Below are 23,614 nucleotides of genomic sequence, written 5' to 3' on the forward strand. Positions count from 1 at the left end.
GCCCGAGGAAAGGATGGAGGTCACGCGGAAACGTCCTCTCGGCTGAGACGTGCGCCATGGCTGAGATGGTCGCCGCGGCTGAGATGCGCGCCGACATGGCTGGTCAGCTCCCAGTCGTCGCGCCCGCGCCGGTCCCGCCAGACCGCGCGGAGCGCCGCGCCGGCCAGCATGACCTGGTAGAAGGGCCCGCCGAGGACGAGCTTCAGATAGTGCGTCAGCCGGATCCGCAGCCCGTACTGTGCCCCGAAGTCATGGAGTCCGACGACCTCGAAGACGAATGTGACCAGGGCGGTGACCAGCGGCAGAAAGGTCAGGAAGGCGACCGCGACCGGCACGTCGAGGAAGAGCGCGACAGCGATGTTGAACGGGATGACCAGTCCGGTGAACGCCTGGAAGAAGGGGGTCATCAGGGTGTAGCGGGCGAGCATCCGCTGCCCCGGGGTGGGCAGTTGGCGCCAGTCGCCCTTCCGGTACACCTGGAGGAAGCCCTGGTTCCAGCGGGTGCGCTGCTTGAGCAGCGACATCAGCGAGCCGGGGGTCTCCTCGCGGGTGACCATGTCGGAGTCGTAGGCGACGACGACCTTTTTGCCGGCACTGGAGAGGCGTACGCCCAGGTCACAGTCTTCGGCCAGACAGTTCTGGTCCCAGCCGCCGGCCTCGCGGAGCACGTCCGTCCGTACGAAGACGGTGTTGCCGCCGAGCGGGATGAACCCCTTCTGGGCGTGGAGATGGAGCCGGCTGCGGAACCAGAAGAAGTACTCCAGGCAGTTGCGCAGGCTGTACCAGCTCGAATGGAAGTTGATGAGCTGCACCCCGCCCTGTACGACATCGGCGCCGGTCGAGCGGAAGGCGTGGTCGACATGGGTGAGCAGCTCGGGGTGGACCTGGTCCTCGGCGTCGAAGACCCCGACGAACTCGCCCGCGCAGTACGGGAGGGCGGTGTTGAGCGCCTTGGGTTTGTTCTTCACCGCGTGGGTGTCGACGACGACGCGGACCCGGCCGGGATCGCGGGCGGCGGCGCGTTCCGCGACCGCCGCGGTCTCGGGATCGTCATGACCGACGATGACAATGATCTCGAAGCTGGAGTGGCTGGATTCCAGCAGTCGTTCGATGGTGTGCTCCAGGACCGCCTGCTCGTGGCGGGCGGGCAGGAGCAGCGAGAACCGGCTGACACGGCCGCCGTCGGGCGGGTCGAATCTGGTGGCGGCGAGCGTTTCGGGCGTACGCCAGGCGTGCATCTGCCACCACAGCGTGAAGGCCGCCATGCCGAAGAGCGCCAGCGAAACGGCAGCGATGAATACAGCGACGAACGCAGCGACGAACACGGACGCGAACACACGGCCCCCCTCGGCCCGGGCGACCGCGGCAAGGCCCCCCAGACCGCCGGCGCACCCGTCATCCCCCCGTGCGCATGGCTCCCCACACGCACCTGTCATGTCTGTGCTGTGAAGACTTTAGGGGGAGCCCGTGACGACAGGCAGGCCAATCGAGTGAATTCGACGTTTCAGTCCGATTCCCGACGGCGGCGACACCCGCCGCCTCCGTCACTCCCTCAGAACGCCCAACTCGGCCTTGAGCACATCGGGATCGGCCGTAGGCGCGGCACAGACAAAACGCCGGCAGACGTACGCGGTGTCCCGCCCCGAGAGCGCGCCGCGCCCCGCAAGCAACGGAAACTCCACCTCTCCACCTACGCCACTCCCACCACCGGCCACACCGACAGCGACAACAGCCCCGGGCGAGGTACCGAGCAGCGCGACCCGATGCAACCCAGTAACCACACCCCCCTCACTCCCCGAGCCCCCTTCTCCCTCCAGGCCCCCTTCTCCTCCCTTCACGACGGCGATCTCCCGAGGCCCGTCGAGAGCGGCCTCGGCGACCGCGAGCCCCCACCCCATGAAGCGCGGCACGCGCGGCCCAAGGGCGGTCACCACCCCCAACGCCTTCTCGGCAGCCGCCCGGTGGCGCTCGGAACCGGTCTGCGCGGCATACGAAAGAAGCGCCCCGGCCGCAGCGGTCCACCCGGAAGGGGTGGCATTGTCGGTGGGATCCTGCGGCCGCCGGATCAGCCGCTCGGCGTCATCGGCCGTGTCGTACAGCGCGCCGTCCTCCGCCACGAAGCGGTCGAGCACGGTGTCCAGGAGCAGCCCGGCGAATTCCAGCCAGACCCCTTCCCCGGTGACCCCGGCCAGGACGAGGAACCCCTCCGCGACATCCCCGTAGTCCTCCAGCACCCCCGCATTGCCCCCGCCCCGCCCGCCCCGTGAGGTACGGGCGAGCCGCGCGACCCCGTCCAGGTGGACCCGTACGAGCAAGTCAGCGGCCTCGGTGGCCCGTTCCACCAGATCGGGCCGGTCGAAGTAGGCGCCGGTCTCGGCCAGCGCGGCGATGGCGAGCCCGTTCCACGCGGCCACGACCTTGTCGTCACGCCCCGGCCGCTCCCGCGTCTCCCGGGCGGCGAACAGCCGCTGCCGTACGGACTCGACGCGCCCCGCGTCCACCACCCCGCCGTCCAGCGGAAGCTGAAGGACGGAGGCCCCCTCCTCAAAGGTGCCTTCGGCCGTCACCCCGTAATACCGCGCGGCGAACTCCCCGTCCTCGTCGCCCAGAACCGCCCTCAACCGCTCAGGAGTCCAGACATAAAACGCCCCTTCGGCGTGGCCCCCGCCCTCTGCCACGCTGTCGGCATCGAGCGCCGAGGCGAACCCGCCCTCGGCGGTCCGGAGTTCACGGACCATGAAGTCGGCGGTCTCCAGAGCAACCCGCCGCGCCAGATCCGATCCGGTGGCCCGCCAGACATGCGCATAGACTCGACACAAAAGGGCGTTGTCATAAAGCATTTTCTCAAAATGGGGCACAATCCATTCCCGGTCCACCGAATACCGCGCGAACCCGCCCCCGAGCTGGTCGTAGATCCCGCCCCGGGCCATCGCCTCGCAGGTGTCGGTCGCCATCTGGAGCGCGCCCTCGGAACCGGTACGGGCATGGTGGCGCAGCAGAAACTCCACCACCATGGACGGCGGAAACTTGGGCGCCGCCCCGAACCCGCCCCGCGTGGCGTCGTACTCCCGGGCGAGCCCGAGCAACGCCTGCCCCAACTCCCCCTCCCCGGGAGCCCCGCCCCCGCCCCCCGCCAACGACCGCCCCGCCAACTCCCCCACAATCCGCCCGGCCACCTCGGCCACCTCACCCCGCCGCCCCTCCCAGGCGGCCACAACCCCTTCGAGCACCTGGGTGAACGACGGCATACCACCCCGGGCCACCGGCGGAAAATACGTACCGAAGTAGAACGGCGCCCCGTCCCCGTCCAGAAACACCGTCATAGGCCACCCACCCTGCCCCGTGGCCGCCTGCACGGCCTCCATATAGACGGCATCCACATCGGGCCGCTCCTCGCGGTCGACCTTGACGCTGACGAAGTGGGCGTTCATATAGGCAGCGGTGGCGGCATCCTCAAAGCTCTCGCGCGCCATCACATGACACCAGTGACACGCGGAGTAGCCGACCGACAGCAGAACGGGCACATCGCGCCGTTTCGCTTCCTCGAACGCCTCAGGTCTCCACGGCCACCAGTCGACCGGATTGTCAGCGTGCTGAAGCAGATAAGGCGAGGTCACACCAGCCAACCGGTTCATACGGCCCAGCCTCTCACGCCGACACGATCCTGCCGGTTCGGCCCGCAAAGCCCCGCCCTACTTGGCCGATTTGCACTCATGCGCCATCACGTGGTGAATGCGGATCGCCCCTTTTGCACCCAGGTCGCGCTGCGGACGCTGGAGGTTCTATCCCGCCCCGAAGCCGGTGCCCGACTGGAAGCGGGCAGTACGCTGAGTCGTGCAGCACCGCGTCCTCGAAGGAGGTACTTCATGTCCGCCGAGATGGTGGCGCCCGCGTGGATGCACACGCAGATCAGCGCGGAACAGTACGACTCCTGGTCCGAGGAGCAGTGCGCCGGCATCGAGATCGTGGACGGGATGGTCGTCGTGAGCCCGAGCGCCTCCAAGCGGCACAACCGGCTGGCTCGGCTCCTGGCCAATGCCCTGGACGCCGCTGCGGGCCCGGACTGGAACGCGGACACGGACTTCGATGTCCGCCTCCAGGACGTTCCGCTCACCAACCGCCGACCGGACGTCATCGTCTACCGGGCGGAGACCATCGACCTCACGCCCACCCGCCCCGAGCACGTACTCCTGGTCGTCGAGGTCGTATCGCCCGGGTCGGAAACAACCGACCGGGTCGTGAAGGTGGACCAGTACGCCAAGGCCGGCATCCCCTTCTACTGGCGGGTCGAGCAGGCTGCCACCGGCGTCCCGATCGTTTATACGTACGTCCTCGACCCAGCCACCACGGCCTACCGGGACGGCGAGGTGTTCACCGGCACCGTGAAGGCCACCGCGCCCTTCCCTGTCACGGTCGAGCTTGGGGCCCTGTGAGCAAGGAGGAATCGCCCACGCCCTCGGCGCCTCCGACGTCCTGTGGGCGAAGACATGTCCGCAACCGGGGGCCTCTGGGCATCGACCCGCAGCTCGGCCCAGACCCGTCGTAGGCGGTCCGGATGCAGAGCTTCAACCAGGGGCCGACCTGTATGTTCTCGCCGGGGACGAGCCGCGTGGGGAGCCGCCCCCGCTTCATGCCCGTCACCCTGATGGCGTGGCGTCGTCAGCGGATCACTACGTCGTGGTGATCGCTGGCGACGACCTTGCCGTCCTTGACGATCCATACCTCCACGTAATGCCGACCCCGATACCTAGTGCGCTCATGGATCCGTGGTCCGCGCCCCGGCGTGATCTGACCACGTAGACCGTGGGCATTCTCGGCGTCCGGTCCGTGGTTGCGGACCTTCCACCAGATGTCTTGCGGCTGCGGGGCGTCGGTGCTCACCGTGAAGTAGATGTCCCGGCCGACGGGGGCGAAGCCGGTACGGCGCAGGTCCGCGGACCCGGTGCCGATGGGGTTCGCGACACGGGCTTCGATCCGGGCCCAGCGTCCACCCGCCCACTGCACACCCATCTCCTCGATGAACCTCTCCGACGGCGCCCGGGTGACCCCTTCCGCCGAGGCCATCTGCCCGGCCTTGGCGAGGGAGGCCGCTGCCGTCGTGGCCGGTGCTCTGAACCCGTCACCGAAGAGTTGCTGCCAGAGCTTGACGCTCTTGTCCTTGTCCTGCTCGTCCAGGGCCGTACGCATCCGGGTCGCATACGACTGAATGTGCTTGGCGAAGTTGGCGTACCGGTCCTGGTCCCAGCGGTGGTTGAAGCTGGTCTGCGGGCAGCTCGGGTCGGCGATCACGCGCATTAGCGGGTTGAGGGCCAGCCACGCGGCGAGGTCCTCGATGAGGTGGACCAGAGTGGTGGGCACCCCGCTGTACCGGTTGCTCGTGTCGTAGACCTGGACCCGTTCGCCCAGCAAAGCGGTCAGGATCACGGAGGGGATACTGAAGGTGTCCTTGGAGTCCCGCAGGTACTTCACCAGGCGAATCACCTTGCGCAGGTTGCCGCCGGTCAGCGAGTCCTTCTCCTTCATCCACGCGGTGTAGCCCTTCCGGGTTGGTCTCCTCGAACTCCTCTACCTCCGAGTTGACGATCACCTGCCGACCGTCGGACAGGATGAGGTGGGGGACGATGTCGACGTGGCAGTCGCCCGCGTAATTGATCCGCACGCAGCGGTTTTTCTTCACCACCATCGACTTGTAAGTGCTGCTGCGCTTGAGCGCGGCGAACAGGATGTTCAGGTACTCCGACGGCGTCGTTGCCCATGCCTCGACGACGGTCAGGTTGAGCAGGAAGTCGGCGTCGAACTCGTCGTTCTTGCCGGCCACTGGCTTGATGATGGTGCGATGGGCCCAGGAGCCCTGTCTGGTGGTGCCGAGGATCAGCGGGCCGATGACCGAGTCGCTGGTCAGGAAGTTCAAGACGGCCGTCACCCGGGTGTCCAGATGATCCAGCCTGGTCTGGTTGAGGTTGACCGTCCCCTTGAGCAGGGTGTCGAAGTGCCCGTTCAGTTTCACTTGATCTCCAGCGCGGGGCGGTAGCCGCCGTCGGTGCGGTCGTAGATCGTCAGGCTGGGGTGAACCTGCCGGTCGTGGACACGGCCCAGACTCACTGCGGCGGACAACGGCACAGCGGGCAGGATGTGCAGGCGGCGGATGGCCCTCGCGTTCGCCTCGGTGTCGGCGAACAGGGCACGAAGGTTCTCTTGAAAGCGGGCGAGGCTGTCGCGGTGGCGCATGATGTCCGGGGCAGCCGCCGCGTCCGCCGAACTGATCCGGTAGCGCCGCAGCCCTGCCAGCCGAAGGGGCAGTTCCCCAGGCTGGATGGTGCCGGAGATGTTGAGCACCAGGACGGCTTCTTCAGCGGGCGGCACGTCCAGGTCGAGGTGTGTCGCGAAGGCGACGACCGGTCCGTCCTCGCTCCATGTCCAGGTCTCATCGTGGCGGTGGCGCTGGTAGATATCGGTGGGCACCGTGTCATCCAGACGCGATCCCAGGTAGACGAGGAGCGGGATGCGGGCGAATCCGAAAACGCTGAGATGGGCCACCTGGTCGCGGGAGATGCCCTCGTTGAGCTTGTTGTCGACCACGTTGTCGATCACGGCCTTCGCCTGGCTGTAGTACTCGCCGTTGGTCCCGTTCTCCCCGGGGACGTCGCGGAGGTCGATCGTGGCTTCGCCGAGTACATGGCGGAGCTCGATCTCAATTCCATGGCGGGAGTAGGACTCCAGGAAGAGGGGGACACGATCGCCCGAGATGAGCACGGCGGACGAGGCCGTCTGGCGGGTCAGTTCGACTTGCTGCCCCCGAACCTGACCAATCATCCGCAGCACGGTGGTCGTACGGTCTGGTGCGATGCCAGTGACGTGCTTGATCCGGTCTTCGTGGGCGTGCTTGAGCGCGAGCAGCTTCTCGACGGTGAAGACGTCCAGGTTCTCTGGGGCGTCGATCTCGTCGGCACAGACCAGCATCACGTTGTCCGCGGTATCACGTTCGGGAAGGTCATTCTGACCCCGAGGGGAGCCCACCGTGTTCTGCTGGCCGACGATGTGCGCGAGCTCGCCGAGGCGGATGGGCCGATGGGCCAGCACTCCGTCGAGGAGGTAGCGGTTGCAGATCGCACAGCGACCTCCACAGCGGACCCACACTTCCAGCTTGACCTTCCAGGGCAGCGCCTTGCGCTTATAGCCGCTCTTCTTCGTCGCCAACTGAACCTCGCAGGCTGCCAAGTCGCTTGCAGGGGCAGGGAATCTTGCCCCGTGAGAAAACGGTACGCCCCTGCTCTGACACTCACGCGCGACCTCGCGTGCCACGAGTCCAGGCAGGGCCTACCTCGTGCTACTGGACCGGGGCTCACGTTGCGGCGGCCGGACCAGTCGCGGGCCATCCGGGTGAGACCGCTGAGACGGCGGTTCGCGAGGTTTCGGCCTAACGGGCCAAGGCGCCGAAGTGGTTGGGGCTTGCGTTCGTAGCGGTGGAGTCATCGGACGCCACGAGCCAGGCGGCTCCTTTTACCGACCGCGGATGCCGCTGAGCAAGCTGATCAGCTCTGGCGGTTGCAGGGTCTTCCAATCGACTGGACTTGCCTCCGGAGTCACCATGTGATCATAAATTCGCTCACAGGTAACTACGGATTTTTCAACGATGAACAGCAGACCCTCCCAGTCGCTGACGTCAAAAATCTCACCATCAACGAGATCCAGCGGGAAATAAGCGACTGGCCAGCGGCCGAACCGCGCATCTTCCAGCGACTGTCGCATTTGACTGAGGCGGGATGTCACTCCCGCCACGGCATGAGGGCCACCTTTGAGTAAATCAAACCCAGGAGGGCCGGAATATCGAGCAAACGCCGCCTGCCGCTCCGATTCCGCTAGATCCCAAACTGCCAAAAATGCCTGCAAGAGGCGAGAAATTCGCTCATCGAGAATTCTTGCCTTCGTCGATGAGATCTCATCTTGAAAGTTCAGCCTGAAGTCTTCCAAGCCAGTCAAAGTGATATTTGTGTTCTGAGTGACACGAATTGCGCCAGCCTGGAATCCGCTCCCGGAAAAAACAAGTCCGCGATCGGCCCCGATGTCATCAACTATTCCCTGGAGGGTGAGAATCCTCTCCTTCGGAACCCTTCGCCCCCAGGCCTTGCACTCGACTACCCAAAGGATATCTACGCCAGCAATTCTCATGCGGGCCGCTACGTCGACGTCATGCTGTGCGCGTGCACCTTCGATGGTTTCGTCAACGCGCGTATCAAATCCGAGCTCAGACAAGAACGAGGAAACTTCTTGTTGATATTTCTACCATTCCGGCGTCCGGGGCAATTGGATACTCCAGTAGGTGCGAGTGGCGGGATCGGCGGGCGGGGCAGTCAGCGTTCGGGCGTGGTGGTTCAGAACTTGGCGGTACCTGCCAGGGGATGAACAGCGTCCGCGCGTCAGTGAGCTCAGGGCATCTCCAAGCTATGGGCGGCCGCGTCACCATACTTCTTGTTCTTGGCAGCGGACGCCCTGCGGGTCGGCTCGCCGACCACCGTCGCCGTTACGGACAGTGCTGTGGGCGAGGACCTATCGACCCTCGCCCACAGCACTGTCGCGTGAGCCGCGATTTATGGCTCCGTGCCCCTACTCCTCAGCGGTGACTGCGGGTCCGCTGCCCTCCAAGTACTGGCGGATACTGGCGATCTTCTCGGGCCCCCACTCGGGCGAAGCAGCCAGTTCGGCCTCCACCCAGGCGTCGATACTTGCGTTCAGGTCCTCATCGTACGTATCCACGCGACTCCCGCCCCTGACACACCCCAGGCCATGACTGCCTGGCCACTCACACGCCCTGCCGCCAGTGACACGCAGAGTATCCAACTGGTAGCAGAACGGGAACATCGTGCCGTTTCGCTCCCTCGAACGCCTTGGGTCCCCACGGCCACCAGTCGACCGGGTTGTCAGCGCGCTGAAGCCGATATGGCGAGGTCGCACCAGCCAACCGGTTCATGCGGGTCAGCCTCCCACAGGGTCTGACGCGAGCACCGAAACCCGGCCGAGCCCGCCACGCTCGGCCGGGTCGAGGACCCACTGCCCCGGAACCTCCGGCTGGACCGCCGGCCATTCAGCCACGCCAGGGCCCTTAGGGACGAGTAGTGCGTCGATCGCACTGTCCGACTTCTTGTGCAAGTGACAGTATCTGAAGTACCTTGCAAAACATGCCAGATGACGCATGGTCACCACCTCCCGTCCTACTGACAGTCGATCTCGTGATCCTGACGCTGCGGGAGAGTCGTCTGCACGTGCTCTTGGTGGAACGGGGCGAGGAACCCTTCCAGGGCACCCTCGCGCTGCCGGGAGGATTTCTGAACCACGCTGACGAGGAGATCCTCGACGCCGCCCACCGCGAGCTGAGCGAGGAAACGGCACTGACCTCCGGCCGGGTGCACCTTGAGCAACTGGCCGTGTACGGAAGTCCGGGCCGCGACCCGCGGGGACGAGTCGTCTCCGTGGCTCACCTGGCGATCGCACCGGGGCTGCCTGATCCCGTCGCGGGGACGGATGCCACCGAGGCCGCGTGGATTCCCGCGGACGCCGTCCTGTCCGGCGAGACCGCTCTTGCGTTCGACCATCGCCGCATCGCCGAAGACGGGATCGAACGCGCGCGCGCCAAGATCGAGTTCTCGGCGCTGGCCACCGCTTTCTGCGGGGAGAGCTTCACCATCGCGGAGCTCCAGCAGGTGTACGAGGCCGTCTGGGGCACTCCGCTCGACACCCGCAACTTCTATCGGAAGGTCCAGGCCGCGAAGGGATTCATCGTTCCCACCGGCGCGGACCGCAAGGCCACAGGGGGGCGGCCCGCGCGGCTGTACCGGGCTGGGCCGAACACCGTGTTGTTCCCACCGCTGATCCGACCCCACACGACAGGGGAAGAGGAGTAGATGTCGAAAGACCTGGTGGTGATTCTCACCGCCCTCAATCTTGAGTATCAGTCCGTGCGCGAGAGGCTGGTGGATCTTCGATTACATCTCCACAAGAGTGGTACCCGGTTCGAAGTGGGCGTCGTGAAGGGCACGTCGTGCCGTGTCGCGCTCGGGCTGACGAACAAGGGAAACCAGTCCTCCGCGGTGATCGCGGAACGCGCGATCCAGGAGTTCTCGCCCGTGGCCGTGCTGTTCGTCGGGGTCGCCGGCGCCCTGTGGGATGCCACGAGGCTGGGTGACGTGGTGGTGGCGTCGCATGTGTACGCCTACCACGGCGGCACCAGCGAGGACGATGGGCTCAAAGCCCGCCCTCGGGTGTGGGAAGCGCCTCACGGCATCAGCCAGCTCGCCTCGCACCTGGCCCGCCTGGACGAGTGGACAGACCCCCCGCCTGGTCACGAGGACCGACCGCAGGTGCGTTTCGGGGCTGTCGCCGCCGGCGAGATCGTCCAGAACTCGAGGATCTCAGCCGAGGCGCAGTGGATCCGGCAGCACTACAACGATGCGCTCGCCATCGAGATGGAGGCCGCCGGTGTGGCCCAGGCCGGCCATCTCAGCGGAGCTCCCGTGGCCATCGTCCGGGGAATAAGCGACCGGGCGGACGGCACGAAGAACAGTTCGGACGACCGCAACTGGCAGCCTCGGGCTGCGGCGAACGCGGCGGCTTTCGCCGTCCGCCTGGCAGTGGAACTGGTGAACGAGCAGGGGGAGTCCGCCATGCAGTCCGCAATGGCCCAGGACGACAGGGACCGTTCGGTCGAGCGATTAGACCGGGGGGTCATCAACACCGCTCACAACAGCACCGTCGGCATCATGGCCAGCTCGGTCACGGGCAGCAGTGTCCACATGGGCACGGCCCCGAAGGCATCCGGTCCGACGGACCTGGTCACGGAGCTGAACGGGTTCCGCGACCAGCTGAGGTGGCACCGCGCCGAGGGCGTGCTCGACGAGGACAGTTACCAGGCGGCCCTGACCGATCTGGAATCCACCCTCCGGTCGGCCGGAGAGCGTGCCCCTGGGTCGTCGAAGCAGACCGTCCTTGCGCTCAAGAGGCTGCGTGGACTGGTCGCGGAATGCCCCGCGCTGGTAGCCGCGTTAGCGCCCCTGGTCGCTGCGGCCGGTGGCCTGGCATGAGCCGCGACGACAGTGCCGCGTACAGCTCGGATTCGTACAACTCGGCCGCATACTCCACCGTCGGGATTCAGGCCGAGACCGTCCACGACTCCCACGTCTACATCGTCCACCCGGACGCCTCGCCGCAGGAGAAGTACCGGGTCGGCGTGCGACTCCTGGAGGACGGCGTCCCCAGTCGCGCCCGGGAAATGATCACTGATGCGATCGCCCACGGCCACGACGGCACAGAGGTGCGCTTCCATTGGGTGCTGGCCATGCTCAGCGCACGTACCCACCACGACCTGAGCGACGAAGAGGTTCAGCGGCTGCGCTACGCCGCCGGGCGCGTGCGGGACTACGCCGAGGACGAGTGGACGGAAGCCCTACGCGTCACTTTCGACCTGTTGGCGGCGCTCAGCACGGCTGGCAGCGAGACCGGACCCGTGCTGAAGCAGTTGCAGGACCTGCCGCACCGCCAGCACGACGCGATCCTCCGCCACCTCGACCTCATGCTCACCGGAGGCCTGAAGGACTACCTGTGGGCGGAAACCCTTGACCGGGCCAAGGCAGAACGCTTCGCCAACGACCGGGGCCAGCGGGCCTGGACCTACTTCGCACCCGCCCCCATCGGGGCACGGGCCGTTCCGCCCCGCCCGAGCACCGCTGCCGCCGCCAAGGCGGCCCTCCCCCTCCGCGCGATCCTGTTCGTCGTCAGCAGTGCGCTCCTCTGGGCCCTGGCACTGATCACGGATCCGACCCAGGCGATCGTCGAGTTACCGGTGGCACTCGGCGCGGGCCTGACCGCGGCCCGCTTCGGCGTCCGGTGGTGGGGCCGGTGGCCCGGGCCAGGCCTCGCGGCCGGGGCGCGCGTCCCCCACCCACGCGATCCTGCCTCCGACTCCGCACCCAGCCCGGACTCCGGACCCGACTCCGGCCCGGACCCCGCCGAGGGTAGGTTCACCAAGCGCGTCCGCCATTCGTTCGATCACTACTTCAGCAGGCGCAGGCCCCACGGGTTCACCTCGGACGCCTGGCTCGCCCACACGGATCAGATCCGCAGCGGCCTCGCCACCGAGATCGCGGATCTCTACCGGGAGAGCCGGATCGGTGTGGAGCGGGTCGAATGGCTGATCCGGTACCTCGCCGAGGATGCCCGGAATCGCTACAACAGCGGAACCCTGTTCGATCAGCACCACCAGGACCGGACTCCGGGCAGGACGAAGGTCCTGACCGTGGCAGCCCTCGCTGTTCTCGGCACGGCGGCTCTGGCCGCGTTCGCCACGGCGGTCACCGATGCCGCCCAGCAGCAAGTTCTGTGGGCGTTCCTGGCCGTGCTCGGTGCGGCCTGGTCCGGGCACGCAGCCGCTTCCCGTTGGCTGGAGGTCCGACGTGAGGAGCACCGACTGGACCGGGAGAATCGGGAGTACCTGGAACAACTGGCCGCACGGCAGAGCGCCTACCAGCGCTGGCAGTCATTCCTGGACGACAAGCGGCCAAGCGAACAGGAGATGGAGACTTGGCTCGCCTGCGACAAGACGTCGTTCGTCGACGAGGCGCTCCAACACCACCGGCTCACCTGGCGCGACCTGATCACTCACACCATCCTGGTGGCCCCGGCTCCCTCCTACAAACGGGGCCGGGTCCGCGGCGGCCCATGGCGGTACTCGCACTACGTCTTCCGACTGTTCCTGTTCACCCAGGGCGGCATCCGCGAGATCAGCTCCGAGTTCGACTTCTCCGACGCGACGCGCAGGAACGAGCAGCGGAACAACTACCGGTTCGACGCCCTGACCTCCGTGCAAGTGACGGAGAACGCCGACGTCGGCTACGACCTGGAGCTTCTCCTCGCCAACGGACCAGCCAGGAAGATCCGCGTCAAGGACGCCGAAGCCCGCCAGCTGGCGCCGACCGAGAATCCCCAGGAAATCTCCGAGATCAGCCTCAGCGCGGCCGGCTCCACCCACACCTTCCGCCTCCTGGAGGGGATAGCGGCGGACGGGAAGAGCTGGATCGAACGGCACGGCCCCGACAGCCTGGCGCCCTTCCAGATCGCCGGCTGATACTGAACTCGAGCGGAGGAGCACCTGTGACCTGCACGGACGACGTCACCGAGAGCAAGGTCCTGCTTGCCGAGTACGACCGTCTCAAGGAGGAACAGAAGACCCGCATAGGGTTTCGCGACAACCTGCTCTACTTCACGCTCGCCGCAGCCACCGCGGTCGTGGCTATCACCGCCCAGAGCGGACAGTCCCGGCTGCTGCTCTTCGTTCCGGCGATCTGTCTGATCCTGGGCTGGACCTACCTGGCCAACGACGAGAAGATCTCGGCGATCGGCGACTATGTCCGCGACCGGCTGGGACCCCGCCTGGGGGAGCTCACCTCCGCCGACGGCGCGGTGTTCGGCTGGGAGGTCTACCACCGTGACGTCGCGGGCCACACCGTGCGCAAGCGGCTTCAGAGCGCAGTGGACCTGTTCACGTACCTGGTCCTGCCCATGGTCTGCACGACCGCGTTCTGGTGCTCTCCCGTCGTTCAGCCCCTGCTCCTGCTCGCGTCTCTCGGACAGACGCTCGCCCTGGCCGTACTGGGCTTGCAGTTCCTGCGCCGTACGGAGCGGTAGCACCCCAGGCCTCGACAGGGCCGAGCCTGCCGGAGGGCAAGCGCGGCGTGACTCTCCCCCTTCTAGCGACGTCCACCCCGCTCAGGGGACATTGTTCCGCGCCCGCCAAGAGGTCAAGTCGTGCGTGGTGAGCTGGTACGCACTGCGCAGTTGCTCGAACTCGTATTGGAATTCGTCTGCTTGGCCGGGCCTCATCCCGGATCCGGGGTGAGCCTCCCACTGGTGGATCCAGGGAATCAGTTCCTGGATGCCGATCAGAAGGGGGGTGATCCGGTATGCGCTCGGATGAGGCTGCTGGTGGTGCGCGCGGGCCAACTCCAGCAGGACGCGCACGCGGTCTGCCTCGTTCCAGCCGGACCAGCCGAGCAGCAGGCCCTGGCCAGCGACAACAGCGTCGGGATAGGAAATGAAGCGTTCCCGGGGGATGTCGAGGCTGCCTCGGATCGACCAATAGGACGCATGCTGGAAATCGGCGCTCACGAACTTGGGCGGAACGGGAATCCCCAGTGCTTCGCCTGTTTCGTCCTCGCGACGCTGAAGCTCCCAGACCTGCTCCCACTGGGCACGCTTACGCAGACCCGACTCCTTGTATCGCTTCGCTGACGCGTACGGCACATGCTCTTCGGCCAGCACCGACGCCAGCACTTCACCAAGCGTTGCTTGCCGCCTCCCGAGGTGGTCGGCCGCATAGAGCGTGGCCACGGCAGTCACGTCGGCGTCGTCTCCGAGATCCCGCGCGAGCTGATCGATCGTCCGGGGGCGAGCGTGCTTGGCACCACCCCGGAGCTCGAACCACAGGCGTTCGTCCTCACAGCGATCGAGCAACCAGGAACGCAGCGCTCGTTCCTCACGCTTCGCCCATGGGTCCGACAGCCAGCGCCGCTTGTACTCCGGACGTTCCACCAAGGCGATCGCATGTCCCGACTCGATGGCGTGGACCCTGGCCTGCACAACGTCCCGGTAGGCGGCCGGCCAGTGGTTCGGGACGTCGGTGACCGGCGTGACTCCCTGCTTTTCGAACCAGGACAACCTCTGGAACCAGGACGACGAGGCAGTGCCGTCGGCGACCTTGCGTGCCAGCACGATTTCGAAGGCACGCTCGCCCGGCCGGAGCGGCGGCAAGTCGGTACCGGGGACGGTGGTCAGACGAGTCCGCTCATCAGCGGACAGCAGCCCGTAGGCGGCGTAGACGTCCCAGTCCAGTTCCTCCTGAAGCGCGGTCATCCGGTGGCGTGCCCTCTCCTGGACAACTCTCGCCGCGTTCAGTGTGCTTCGGCTGGGCGGGTGTTCACCCGCGCACGCGTCGTCTGGCTCGTGGGCGTCGAGAACCAGCCCCAGGTCATACAGCTCCCGCGCGTGGTCCGGTGGAGTGCCGCCCGGCAAGGGAAGGCGTGAGAAGGAGGCCGCCGTAAAGAGGTAGGGCCGGGCCCATTCCTGACCAGGCAGGGGGAAATCGAGCCCGTCGGATCCCGTGGTGACGTTGGCCTGCTTCAGCCAGAAACAGATTGCCGACGAGTTGAGAACCCCCAGAATCGCGAAGAGGTCGTTCTCGTTTGTGGCTGAGGGGAGCCGGAGCACGGGGGCGGTCCGGCTGAACGCCTTCCGACCGGGCTCCAGCGCGAAGTGGTTGTGCGTCGCCGCATACGCGAACGTGATCGCCGGCTCGCGATCGTCGCCCAGCGACCAGACCCTCCAGGTCCACCAAGGGCGGGACCGGGATGCATCCCTTGCACCCGGCGCTGTCCGCAGAACCTGGCGCATCGCCCAAAGATGACGTCCCCACGCGGTGTCGAGGTCCAGCTCGAGCGGAGAGCCGTGCTCGTCGTAGGGAGCAAGTACCTCGGTCGACGCTCTCACGCGCCAGTCCCGTACCGTCTCGCCCGTGACCATGTCGCGGCCCGCATTGGCCGAGTCCGGGTGCCGGGCGAACCACGACCGCCCGAGGGTGAAGACATCTCGCTGCCCCGGGTCGGCGACGACTCGGGGCGGACCAGAGAGGAAGTCCGACAACCGTCGCGGGGCCTCCGAGAGCACATCCATGAGGTCCGCTCCACCGCCTCCCGTCATCGTCCACGGGAAGCGCGAGTAACGCTGCCGCGGCTCGTCCTGGACGCTCACCCACTCCGAGGTGGTGCCGGGCCGGTCGATCTGGTCGACGATCGCCTGCCACACAATTCCCTCGGCCGGATGCTGCGGCATCGCCGGCTCCCCGCGCACGCCAAGCACCGACCTCACCGGGGCGTCACGTCGGCTCGGATCATTCCGCCCGATCAGGATCAGGGTCGGGGTCCGATGGCTCGGTACGAAGACTCCAGAAGTGTCGATCACGTGCGTCAGCCCGACACGCGGAAGGAACTCCTCGATCAGCTTCTCGCCGAAACCACGCCTCGTGAACGAGCTGGGCATCCATTGCCCGACGTAGCCACCGGGTTCTCCGTCGGTTCCCCTCACCGCAAGCTGGAACATGCGCTCCACGAAGGGAACCGAAAGCGGGAACGCGCCGACGGCCGTGGCATACGCCTCCCTGTACGCAGCCCTCTTGAACTTGTCACGCACGACCGTGAAGGGGGGCTCACCCAGCACGACATGATAGGAACCGGCCCCCAGGAGGTCGCATCGCTCGGAGAACTCCTCAACATCCTCAGCAGTCCCAACGCCCGCGTCCTCCCAGTCCCCTGCAAGCTTCGCTGGCGGCTGCCCCGGGGCGCCTCGCCCTCCCAACAGAGCATCGCCGACAGCCACATTGACCATGTGCTGGGGAACCTTCCCCAGCACGCGCTCACCACTCGCCAGTGTGGCGGCCATCAGCAGCCTGAACCGTGTGATACTCACGGCGAACGGATTCAGGTCACAGCCGTGGACTGATTCCAGGGCCCGACAAACCAGCTCGCGATCCGCGGTTCCAGGCTCTAGCGCGCGCCAGGCACCGAGAAGGCGTTCGAAGAGCCCGAGCAGAAAGGTTCCCGACCCACAGGCTGGGTCGATACCGCGGAAGCCTTGAGGGCCGAACTCCGCGACAGCCGGATCCACGGTGAGGTCCAGGATGAAAGCCTCGATGTATTCAGGTGTCCGAACCAGGGCGTAGGACCTGGACGCCGTGTCACTGATGTCCTGATAGAGATCTCCGAGGAACCGGGTGTCGAGTTCCGGGTCGGTGAAGTCGAATCGGATCGAGCCGTCCCTGTTGCGCCGGCGCCAGAACGAGACCAGCTCGGCTGCGGCCTGCGGAGAGGGCGACAACTGCCACAGTGGGCTGTGCCGTCTGTCGAAGACGCGGGCCATCGCTCGGTGGGACCGGGCCAGGTGTGTAAACGACTCCAGCAGCCATTCCCGGTCGCCGTTCCCGGGGTGCTCCGCACGATAGGCGTCCTGCCGTTCCTCCGCCTGTGCCAGCCTCCGTCCCGGCCCCGCGATGAACGGCCAGCCGATGAGTCCGTTGTCCTCGCAGAAGCGCACGAACACTGTGCCGAGCACCCACGCCACCGCCGCCTGCGTGATGTGCTCGTCCCGCCAGGCACCATACGTGTCGGCCGTGCGCCGAGCCGCCCTCACCTGCTCGTATGCGTTCCGCAGGCGGCTGCGGTAACGGTCGACATTGTCGCTGCGCTCGCGGAGGTCCGTCCGCAGTGCCAGAACCTGTTTCCGCACGTCTGAGACGAGTGCGGCACGGTCCAGCGAGGACGTCCCCGTCTCAGCTCCGCCAGTCGGAGACACAGCGGCGACCTCTCCTCCGTACGTCGTCGACGTCCACGATCCACTGTCCTGTCGGATACATCCTGCCAGCTCCCCGGCTGGCTGGCCGCGTCCGTCGCTGGTGACCGGCCGGATAGGCACCACCAAGCACATCCCCGACCCCTATCATTCTGTGCGCACCGGCACACGAACCAGTCGGTAACCGCGGGGTACCTGGGGCAGGCCGGGGTAGACCATCGAGGGGATACATGCTGACGCGACTCGAAGTCGATGGCTTCAAGAATCTGTTGGATCTCAGGGTCGAGTTCGGTCCCTTCACCTGTATCGCGGGGGAGAACGGCACGGGAAAATCGAACGTCTTCGACGCGATCCAGTTTCTGAGCCTGCTCGCCGACCGTTCCATGATCGAGGCTGCCCAGGCTGTGCGCGGGACCCATGGTTCGCTGCACGGTGACGCGCGCGACCTGTTCTGGAACGGCTACGCGGAGGGCGAGCATCTGATGACGTTCGCCGCGGAGATGATCATCCCCGGAGAAGTAGAGGACGACTTCGGCCGACTCGCCGAGCCGACGTCCACGTTTCTGCGCTACGAGCTCAGGCTCGGCTACCAACCACCGCGAGGCGGGGAGCGCGGCGGCAGACTGACGCTGCTGTACGAGGATCTCAGCAAGATCAGGCCCCGTGATGCCGCGTCGCAACTGCGGTTTCCGCACAGCGCCAAGGGCTTTCGGAACACCGTGGTCCGCGGCCGCCCGTCAACTGCCCCCTATATCTCCACGTCTCTCGACACAGGCGATGCCGTCGTCCAGATCCACGCCGACGGCCGCAGGGGCCAGCCGCGTCCCGCGCCTGCGAGCCGGGCACCTGGGACCATGCTCTCCACGATCAACCGGAACGACGACCCCACCATTCTGGCGGCCAGACGGGAGATGCAATCCTGGCGACGGCTGGCCCTTGAGCCCTCGGCCCTGCGGACCTCGGACCGCTATCAGGACCCCAGCACAATGCAGCCCGATGGCCTGCACCTACCACGGAGCCTGGACCGGATCGCGCGGGAGAAGTCCCCGGACGATCCCGCGCGGGTCTACTCGCGGGTCGCGGGACGCCTGTCGGACCTGTCAGGCCTGCACGTACGCACGCTGCACGTCGAGGCCGACGACACACGTGAGCTGCTCACGATCAAGCTCCACGAGATCAACGGCATGGAACTGCCAGCTCGTAGCCTGTCTGAGGGGACCCTGCGCTTCCTGGCCCTCTGCGTGCTGTTGGAGGACCCCAGCGCGCAGGGCCTGCTCTGCATGGAGGAGCCTGAGAACGGCATTCACCCGGCCAACCTCCTCGCCATGGTGAACCTCGTACGGGATCTGGCGGTGGACCCCTCCGAGCCGGTGGACGAGGACAACCCCTTCCGGCAGGTCCTGATCAACACGCACTCACCGGGGGTCGTGCAACTCGTCGATCCTGCGGACCTGCTCATCGCCGACACGGCCACCGTCCCCAGGGAGGTAAGCAAGACCGCGCGCGCCTTGCGGCTCCGGCCGCTGGCCGGCACTTGGCGTGCAGGCGGTGTGGAGAAGGGCTACGGCACAGTGGCCGACATCCTTGCGTACCTCACTTCTCCCCCACAGGCCCGGCTGACTCTTGAGGAGAGCGCCTCGTGACCCTTCGCGCCCTCTACCTCTGCGAGGGATCCAGCGACACCGGCCTGCGCTTTCACATTGAGGCGATCGCGATCGAGACTGGCCGGGAGATCCACGTAACCGTGCCGGACCTGCACCGCCTGCCGAACAAGCCTGGGCACTCGGTCGGGGACAAACTGCGGGCCGCGCGGCAGCTCAGCCACGACGCAGACGAGTACGACCTGGTAGTGATCCACCGCGACTCCGACGGCAATCCCCCGCAGACACGTCGCGATGAGATCGCCGACGCGGTGGCCTCGGTGAGCCCCAGTTTGGCCCACGTGCCCTTGATCCCCGTGCGCATGCTGGAGGCCTGGCTGATCCTCGATCCTAGGGCGATCCGGGAGGTGGCGGGGAACCCCAACGGCAGAGTTTCACTCAAGCTTCCAAAACCGAACCGAGCGGAGTCCGTGGCGGACCCGAAAGCACTGCTCAAGGAAGCCATCGCCACGGCCAGCGAGGAGAAGGGCCGCAGCCTCAAGAAAGTCCAAGCGCGCTTCTCAGAGAACCGCGCGCGGCTCCTCCAGATGCTAGATCGCGAGGGTCCCGTCAAGCAGCTCGCATCATGGCAGTCGTTCACCCACGACCTGAGCGAGGTGCTGAGCAGCCTCTGAAGCCTTTCCAACCTTAGGTTGAGGCGTGGTGAAGAACGAGAACGTGGTGGCGGCAGCCGCTCTCGGCGATGCCCGGACCGATTGCGACTGGACCTCGGTTGCCGCCGCACTGTGGTCGGCTCCGTTTCAGCCCATGGCTTGATCACGGCTAGCTGATCCTACCCTCGGTCTCGAGTGCGGGCCATCTTCGTGCGCTTACGCCCTCTAGCCAAGCAACAGCGGCAACGACTACTGCTCGGGCGTCCACTCGGGAGAGGCTGGCAGCTGGCCTTCGCCCCAGGCGTCTATGTCTCCACCTAGCCGCTCACCGTACGCGCCCACGTGGCTGCCCTCTGGAAACACCCCAGGTACGGACTACCTGGTTTTGTAAGTTCACTGACACCAGTGACACGACGAATACCCCACACTCAGCAGCACGGGCACATCCCGCCGCTTCGCCTCGGCGAACGCCTCCGCTCCCCAGGGCCACCAGTCGACCGGGTTGTCGGCGTGCTGGAGCAGGTAGGGGGACTGGGAATCGGCCAAGTGATTCATGACGGCATCGTCGCACGGTCCGGGAGCGCCGCCCCAGTGCCACATCAGAGGACGAGGGGGAGGAAAAGGGTGTCGACGATCTCCTCCAGGACCGCGTCGGGCACCGGTGTGCTGGTGGTGAGCAGTTCGTGGCGGAGGAGGTCGAAGGGGAGGGACTTCATGCGCGCGGTGATGCGGTCGGGGTCGATCTCACCGCGGCCGGCGGCGCGGTCGAAGAGGACCTCGATGGCGGGGCGGCGTCCAGGGTGGATGAGGGTGCGCAGGTCGGCGGGGGTGGTGCCGGTCTCCTCGAAGTAGGCGGCGAGCTGGATGCTTATCGCCGTGACGAAATGCGCGCGGGTGGCGTTGATGTGGCGCAGGAGCTCCAGGACGTCACCGCGCAGGCTGCCGGTGTCGGGTACGGCGACAGGGTGGCGTTCGGCTGTCCGCGCCAGGGCGGCGACCATCAGTTGCCGCTTGTCCGGCCAGCGCCGGTGGATGACCGGCCGGCTGGTTCCGGCGCGGGAGGCCACACCGTCCAGGGTGAAGCCGGCGTAGCCGACATCCAGCAGTTCCTCCCAGGCCGCGTCGAGCAGCGCGCTTTCCAGTGCCGCGCCTCGGCGCCGTTCAGCCATGGCCGTTCCCTCTCCTCATGAGATGCGTTTGCGCATCCTAACGCGGGGCCCTACGCTCTTTTAAGATCCGACTTCGCATCTTAGGGGTCTCCCCTGACCACCTCAGCGTCGCCCCGCACGGCCTCGCCTCCGGCCCGCACGCTCCGCACGCGGCTGGCGGCATGTTGCCGCGCACCACAACTACGCGCAGAACGGAGGCACTTGCCGTGCCCGATGCCCATGAGACATACACGACCCTGACCCGCCGCCTCGGCGACGGAGAGCACACCGTCCTCTTCCGCAAGGCAGGCTCCCCGCAGGACCTCCCGCACATCTTCAGGCCGCTCAAGCCGAGCGTGAGCGAGGAGAACGGGATCGTCGCCGAACGGGACGTCGCCGTCGTCATGCGGGACGGGGCGACGATCTACACCGACGTTCTCCGGCCGGCCGGCGCCGACAACGCCCCGGCCGTCATCGCCTGGTCCTCCCCCGGCAAGAGCTACACCTTCCACAGCAGGGGCGGCACGGGCGGTCTGGTTCCGGAAGGCGCGCTGTCCCCGCTGGCCAAGCAGGAGGGCCCGGATCCCGCCTACTGGTGCCACTACGGATACGCGGTGATCAACCCCGATCCGCGGGGCGTGGGCAACTCCGACGGCGACATCCAGTTCCTCAGCGAGACCGAGTACGACGACATCTACGACCTCATCGAGTGGACCGCCCAACAGCCCTGGTCCAACGGGAAAGTGGCGATGCACGGCACCGCCTTCTCGGGTGTGACGGCCTGGTTCGCCGCCGCGAAACGCCCGCCGCACCTGGCCTGCATCGCCCCATGGGAAGCGTTCTCGGACCTTTACCGCGATGTGCTCGTGCGCGGCGGCGTCGTCGACTCCCAGATGTTCGGCCATGTCCTCTCCCGGCTACGCGGCAACGGCGGCCTCGAAGACGTCGTGGCAATGGCCGAGGAGCACCCCCTGATGAACGGGTACTGGGAAGAGAAAGCCGCCCGGATCGAGAACATCGACATCCCCGTCTACGTCACCGCGAACGTCAACCTCTTCCACCAAGCCGGCCTGCGCGCCTTCGAAGAACTGACGACACCCCACAAGTGGCTGCGTATCCACAACTCGATCTCCTGGCGCGACCTGTACTTGCCGGACAACCTGGAAGACCTGCGGCGGTTCTTCGACCGCTACCTCAAGGGCATCCACAACGGCTGGGAGTTCACCCCGCCCGTACGGCTGTCGCTCTACGACTCGGCCGGCGACACCGTGAACCGGCCCGAACCGGAGTGGCCACCGGCCCGTACCGAACACCGGGCGTTCTACCTCGACGCTTCCGACGGCAGCCTGTCCCCCACACCCGTGGGGCAGGAATCCGCGATCCGCTATGCCGCCGACGGAACCGGGGAGGCCTCCTTCGTCCTCCCGTTCGAGAACGTCGGCGAGACCGTCGGCTACGGCAAGCTGCGCCTGTGGGTCGAGGCCGTCGGAGCGGACGACATGGACCTCTTCGTGACGCTCCAGCGGCTCGACGCCGACGGCCGGCCGCTGCCCATCCCCTTCTACGGACAGCCCCACGGCGGCGTCAGCGGCGTCCTGCGGGTCTCGCACCGCGAACTGGACGGGGCGAAGTCGACCGACTCCCGCCCGGTGCCCGCCCACCGGCGCCAACTCCCGCTGGAGCCCGGCCAGATCACCGCCGTCGACATCCCGCTGTGGCCGTTCGGCTACGTCTGGAATCCCGGTGAACAGCTCCGCGTGACCGTCTCGGACCGGCCCAGGCGGGCCGGATCCGGCGCCGACCTGCTCCCCGACACCCGCTGGAACCTGGCCAACAAGGGGGAGCACATCATCCACACCGGCGGGAAGTACGACTCGCTCCTGCTGCTGCCGGTACTCCCTGCCCGGTCCGGGCCCAACTGAGCACTCCGCCCCGCCCTCACACACCACGCACCACGCACCACGCACCACGCACCACGCACAGAGGAGAACGTCACCATGGTCGACTTCGGGTTCACGGTCACGATCGACGGCCGGGAGTATCCGGCGGAGGATCTGGAACGCTACGAGTACTTGCGCCTGATCCACATGCTCCATGAGTTCAGGCAACTCGACGTGGACATCCGGGACGGTGACCGGCACCTGTCCCACGAGGACATCAACTGGCTGGAGCCGGCCGACGCGAAACGCATCGCGATCGCCGCACGCGACACCCTCGGTCCGGACGGGATCAGGGACCTGTTCAAGGAGCGCGCCGCGAACACCGATGCCCGCTGGCGCGCGATCAACGAGGTCCCCGTCGAGCAGCAGGGCGTGTGGCTGGCGCAGACGGACTTCGCGTTCCGGGGACTGCGGCTGAACCCCGATCTGTCCTGGTCACTGGCCGGCGACCCGGGCGGCGCGACGACCCGTCCGCTGATGGGGCGGGACCCGCGCGGAGCCATCGAGGTCTTCCCCGAGCACTACGCCCCGGCCATGGAGACCATCGGCATGTACGGCGAGCCGGTCATCGCCGCCCCGGTACCCGCCCGGGACATCCCGCCCTACGTACCGGTCACCCCGGACCCGGACTTCCCCGTCATGGGCGTCGCCCACATCCACCTCGCCGACGACAACTCCGACACCCACCTCGGAGTCATCCACCAGTTCAAGCCACTCCCCGACGGGTACCTCCAGCGCTCCATCCTCTTCTATCCGAGGAACGCCCCGAAGATCCTCGGAGACGGCCACAAGATCCACTTCGCCGTCGAAATGGTCAACGACGCCAGGCTCGCCTACGAACGGCTGCGGAACGCGTAGACAGCGCCCCGGCGTCGGGCGCACCACGC

At 66.9% G+C, this 23,614-nt stretch carries 17 protein-coding genes and 3 pseudogenes; 9 read left to right on the forward strand and 11 right to left on the reverse strand.

Going from position 1 to position 23,614, the window contains the following annotated elements; all coding sequences use genetic code 11:
- Nucleotides 1-20: 20 nt before the first annotated feature.
- Together AB0O07_RS15980 and AB0O07_RS15985 are read right to left on the reverse strand one after the other, a co-directional pair.
- Nucleotides 21-1,265: a glycosyltransferase gene (locus AB0O07_RS15980; RefSeq protein WP_365633111.1), complete on the reverse strand. Its 1,245-nt coding sequence runs from the start codon at nt 1,263-1,265 to the stop codon at nt 21-23.
- Nucleotides 1,266-1,544: 279 nt separating this feature from the next.
- Complete coding sequence (locus tag AB0O07_RS15985) at nt 1,545-3,635, reverse strand: thioredoxin domain-containing protein (protein WP_365632676.1); 2,091 nt, start codon at nt 3,633-3,635, stop codon at nt 1,545-1,547.
- Nucleotides 3,636-3,866: 231 nt separating this feature from the next.
- On the opposite strand from AB0O07_RS15985, the gene AB0O07_RS15990 reads away from it, so the two are divergent.
- Nucleotides 3,867-4,433, forward strand: a complete 567-nt coding sequence (locus AB0O07_RS15990; protein WP_365632679.1) for a Uma2 family endonuclease — start codon at nt 3,867-3,869, stop codon at nt 4,431-4,433.
- 226 nt (nt 4,434-4,659) lie between these two features.
- On the opposite strand, the gene AB0O07_RS15995 is transcribed toward AB0O07_RS15990, so the two are convergent.
- The 6 genes and pseudogenes from AB0O07_RS15995 to AB0O07_RS16020 form a co-directional block, all read right to left on the reverse strand.
- Nucleotides 4,660-5,523, reverse strand: a complete 864-nt coding sequence (locus tag AB0O07_RS15995) for a hypothetical protein (protein ID WP_365632682.1) — start codon at nt 5,521-5,523, stop codon at nt 4,660-4,662.
- Between the two features lie 73 nt (nt 5,524-5,596).
- Nucleotides 5,597-6,007, reverse strand: a pseudogene (locus AB0O07_RS16000) (cyclic GMP-AMP synthase DncV-like nucleotidyltransferase); the annotation flags it as partial.
- A complete protein-coding gene (locus AB0O07_RS16005) occupies nt 6,004-7,197 on the reverse strand; it encodes an SAVED domain-containing protein (RefSeq protein WP_365632685.1) in 1,194 nt (397 codons plus the stop codon). The gene AB0O07_RS16005 and the pseudogene AB0O07_RS16000, both read right to left, overlap by 4 nt.
- A gap of 303 nt (nt 7,198-7,500) precedes the next feature.
- Nucleotides 7,501-8,256, reverse strand: a pseudogene (locus AB0O07_RS16010) (restriction endonuclease); the annotation flags it as partial.
- A gap of 348 nt (nt 8,257-8,604) precedes the next feature.
- Nucleotides 8,605-8,754, reverse strand: a complete 150-nt coding sequence (locus AB0O07_RS16015) for a hypothetical protein (RefSeq protein WP_365632688.1) — start codon at nt 8,752-8,754, stop codon at nt 8,605-8,607.
- Nucleotides 8,755-8,800: 46 nt separating this feature from the next.
- Nucleotides 8,801-9,082: a DUF255 domain-containing protein gene (locus tag AB0O07_RS16020; RefSeq protein WP_365632691.1), complete on the reverse strand. Its 282-nt coding sequence runs from the start codon at nt 9,080-9,082 to the stop codon at nt 8,801-8,803.
- 94 nt (nt 9,083-9,176) lie between these two features.
- On the opposite strand from AB0O07_RS16020, the gene AB0O07_RS16025 reads away from it, so the two are divergent.
- From AB0O07_RS16025 to AB0O07_RS16040, 4 genes are read left to right on the forward strand one after another with little or no spacing between them, the layout of a single operon-like run.
- The gene (locus tag AB0O07_RS16025; RefSeq protein WP_365632694.1) at nt 9,177-9,899 is read left to right on the forward strand and encodes an NUDIX domain-containing protein; all 723 of its coding nucleotides are present in this window, start codon (nt 9,177-9,179) and stop codon (nt 9,897-9,899) included.
- Nucleotides 9,900-11,075: a 5'-methylthioadenosine/S-adenosylhomocysteine nucleosidase gene (locus tag AB0O07_RS16030; RefSeq protein WP_365632697.1), complete on the forward strand. Its 1,176-nt coding sequence runs from the start codon at nt 9,900-9,902 to the stop codon at nt 11,073-11,075. It begins immediately after the preceding gene.
- A complete protein-coding gene (locus AB0O07_RS16035) occupies nt 11,072-13,114 on the forward strand; it encodes a hypothetical protein (RefSeq protein WP_365632700.1) in 2,043 nt (680 codons plus the stop codon). Before AB0O07_RS16030 ends, AB0O07_RS16035 begins: the two co-directional genes overlap by 4 nt.
- 26 nt (nt 13,115-13,140) lie before the next feature.
- Complete coding sequence (locus tag AB0O07_RS16040; RefSeq protein ID WP_233656990.1) at nt 13,141-13,674, forward strand: hypothetical protein; 534 nt, start codon at nt 13,141-13,143, stop codon at nt 13,672-13,674.
- An 81-nt stretch (nt 13,675-13,755) separates the two neighbouring features.
- On the opposite strand, the gene pglX is transcribed toward AB0O07_RS16040, so the two are convergent.
- Entirely contained in the window at nt 13,756-17,322 is a 3,567-nt protein-coding gene (gene pglX / locus AB0O07_RS16045; RefSeq protein WP_365632704.1) for a BREX-2 system adenine-specific DNA-methyltransferase PglX, read from the reverse strand.
- A gap of 293 nt (nt 17,323-17,615) precedes the next feature.
- Between pglX and AB0O07_RS16050 the strand changes: the two genes are divergently transcribed.
- Entirely contained in the window at nt 17,616-19,028 is a 1,413-nt protein-coding gene (locus tag AB0O07_RS16050) for an AAA family ATPase (RefSeq protein WP_365632707.1), read from the forward strand.
- Nucleotides 19,025-19,660, forward strand: coding sequence for a hypothetical protein (locus AB0O07_RS16055; protein WP_365632710.1), 636 nt, complete (start codon nt 19,025-19,027; stop codon nt 19,658-19,660). Before AB0O07_RS16050 ends, AB0O07_RS16055 begins: the two co-directional genes overlap by 4 nt.
- A gap of 378 nt (nt 19,661-20,038) precedes the next feature.
- Here AB0O07_RS16055 and AB0O07_RS16060 read toward each other — a convergent pair.
- Both AB0O07_RS16060 and AB0O07_RS16065 read right to left on the reverse strand, forming a co-directional pair.
- A pseudogene (locus AB0O07_RS16060) lies at nt 20,039-20,194 on the reverse strand (DUF255 domain-containing protein); the annotation flags it as partial.
- Between the two features lie 44 nt (nt 20,195-20,238).
- Entirely contained in the window at nt 20,239-20,808 is a 570-nt protein-coding gene (locus AB0O07_RS16065) for a TetR/AcrR family transcriptional regulator (protein ID WP_365632713.1), read from the reverse strand.
- A 206-nt stretch (nt 20,809-21,014) separates the two neighbouring features.
- On the opposite strand from AB0O07_RS16065, the gene AB0O07_RS16070 reads away from it, so the two are divergent.
- Both AB0O07_RS16070 and AB0O07_RS16075 read left to right on the forward strand, forming a co-directional pair.
- Nucleotides 21,015-22,709, forward strand: coding sequence for a CocE/NonD family hydrolase (locus AB0O07_RS16070; RefSeq protein WP_365632716.1), 1,695 nt, complete (start codon nt 21,015-21,017; stop codon nt 22,707-22,709).
- 75 nt (nt 22,710-22,784) lie between these two features.
- Nucleotides 22,785-23,585 carry a hypothetical protein gene (locus tag AB0O07_RS16075; protein WP_365632719.1) on the forward strand — a complete coding sequence of 267 codons (801 nt, stop codon included), beginning with the start codon at nt 22,785-22,787 and terminating at the stop codon, nt 23,583-23,585.
- Nucleotides 23,586-23,614: the final 29 nt, after the last annotated feature.

The sequence above is a fragment of the Streptomyces sp. NPDC093085 genome (genome assembly GCF_040683935.1).
GTDB lineage: Bacteria > Actinomycetota > Actinomycetes > Streptomycetales > Streptomycetaceae > Streptomyces.

Excerpts from the sequence above, each read along its gene's own strand:
- AB0O07_RS15980 (WP_365633111.1), bottom strand. The coding sequence starts at position 1,265 with ATGGCGGCCTTCACGCTGTGGTGGCAGATGCACGCCTGGCGTACGCCC.
- AB0O07_RS15985 (WP_365632676.1), bottom strand. The coding sequence starts at position 3,635 with ATGAACCGGTTGGCTGGTGTGACCTCGCCTTATCTGCTTCAGCACGCT.
- AB0O07_RS15990 (WP_365632679.1), top strand. The coding sequence starts at position 3,867 with ATGTCCGCCGAGATGGTGGCGCCCGCGTGGATGCACACGCAGATCAGC.
- AB0O07_RS15995 (WP_365632682.1), bottom strand. The coding sequence starts at position 5,523 with ATGAAGGAGAAGGACTCGCTGACCGGCGGCAACCTGCGCAAGGTGATT.
- AB0O07_RS16020 (WP_365632691.1), bottom strand. The coding sequence starts at position 9,082 with ATGGCCGGCGGTCCAGCCGGAGGTTCCGGGGCAGTGGGTCCTCGACCC.
- AB0O07_RS16025 (WP_365632694.1), top strand. The coding sequence starts at position 9,177 with ATGCCAGATGACGCATGGTCACCACCTCCCGTCCTACTGACAGTCGAT.
- AB0O07_RS16030 (WP_365632697.1), top strand. The coding sequence starts at position 9,900 with ATGTCGAAAGACCTGGTGGTGATTCTCACCGCCCTCAATCTTGAGTAT.
- AB0O07_RS16035 (WP_365632700.1), top strand. The coding sequence starts at position 11,072 with ATGAGCCGCGACGACAGTGCCGCGTACAGCTCGGATTCGTACAACTCG.
- AB0O07_RS16050 (WP_365632707.1), top strand. The coding sequence starts at position 17,616 with ATGCTGACGCGACTCGAAGTCGATGGCTTCAAGAATCTGTTGGATCTC.
- AB0O07_RS16065 (WP_365632713.1), bottom strand. The coding sequence starts at position 20,808 with ATGGCTGAACGGCGCCGAGGCGCGGCACTGGAAAGCGCGCTGCTCGAC.
- AB0O07_RS16075 (WP_365632719.1), top strand. The coding sequence starts at position 22,785 with ATGGTCGACTTCGGGTTCACGGTCACGATCGACGGCCGGGAGTATCCG.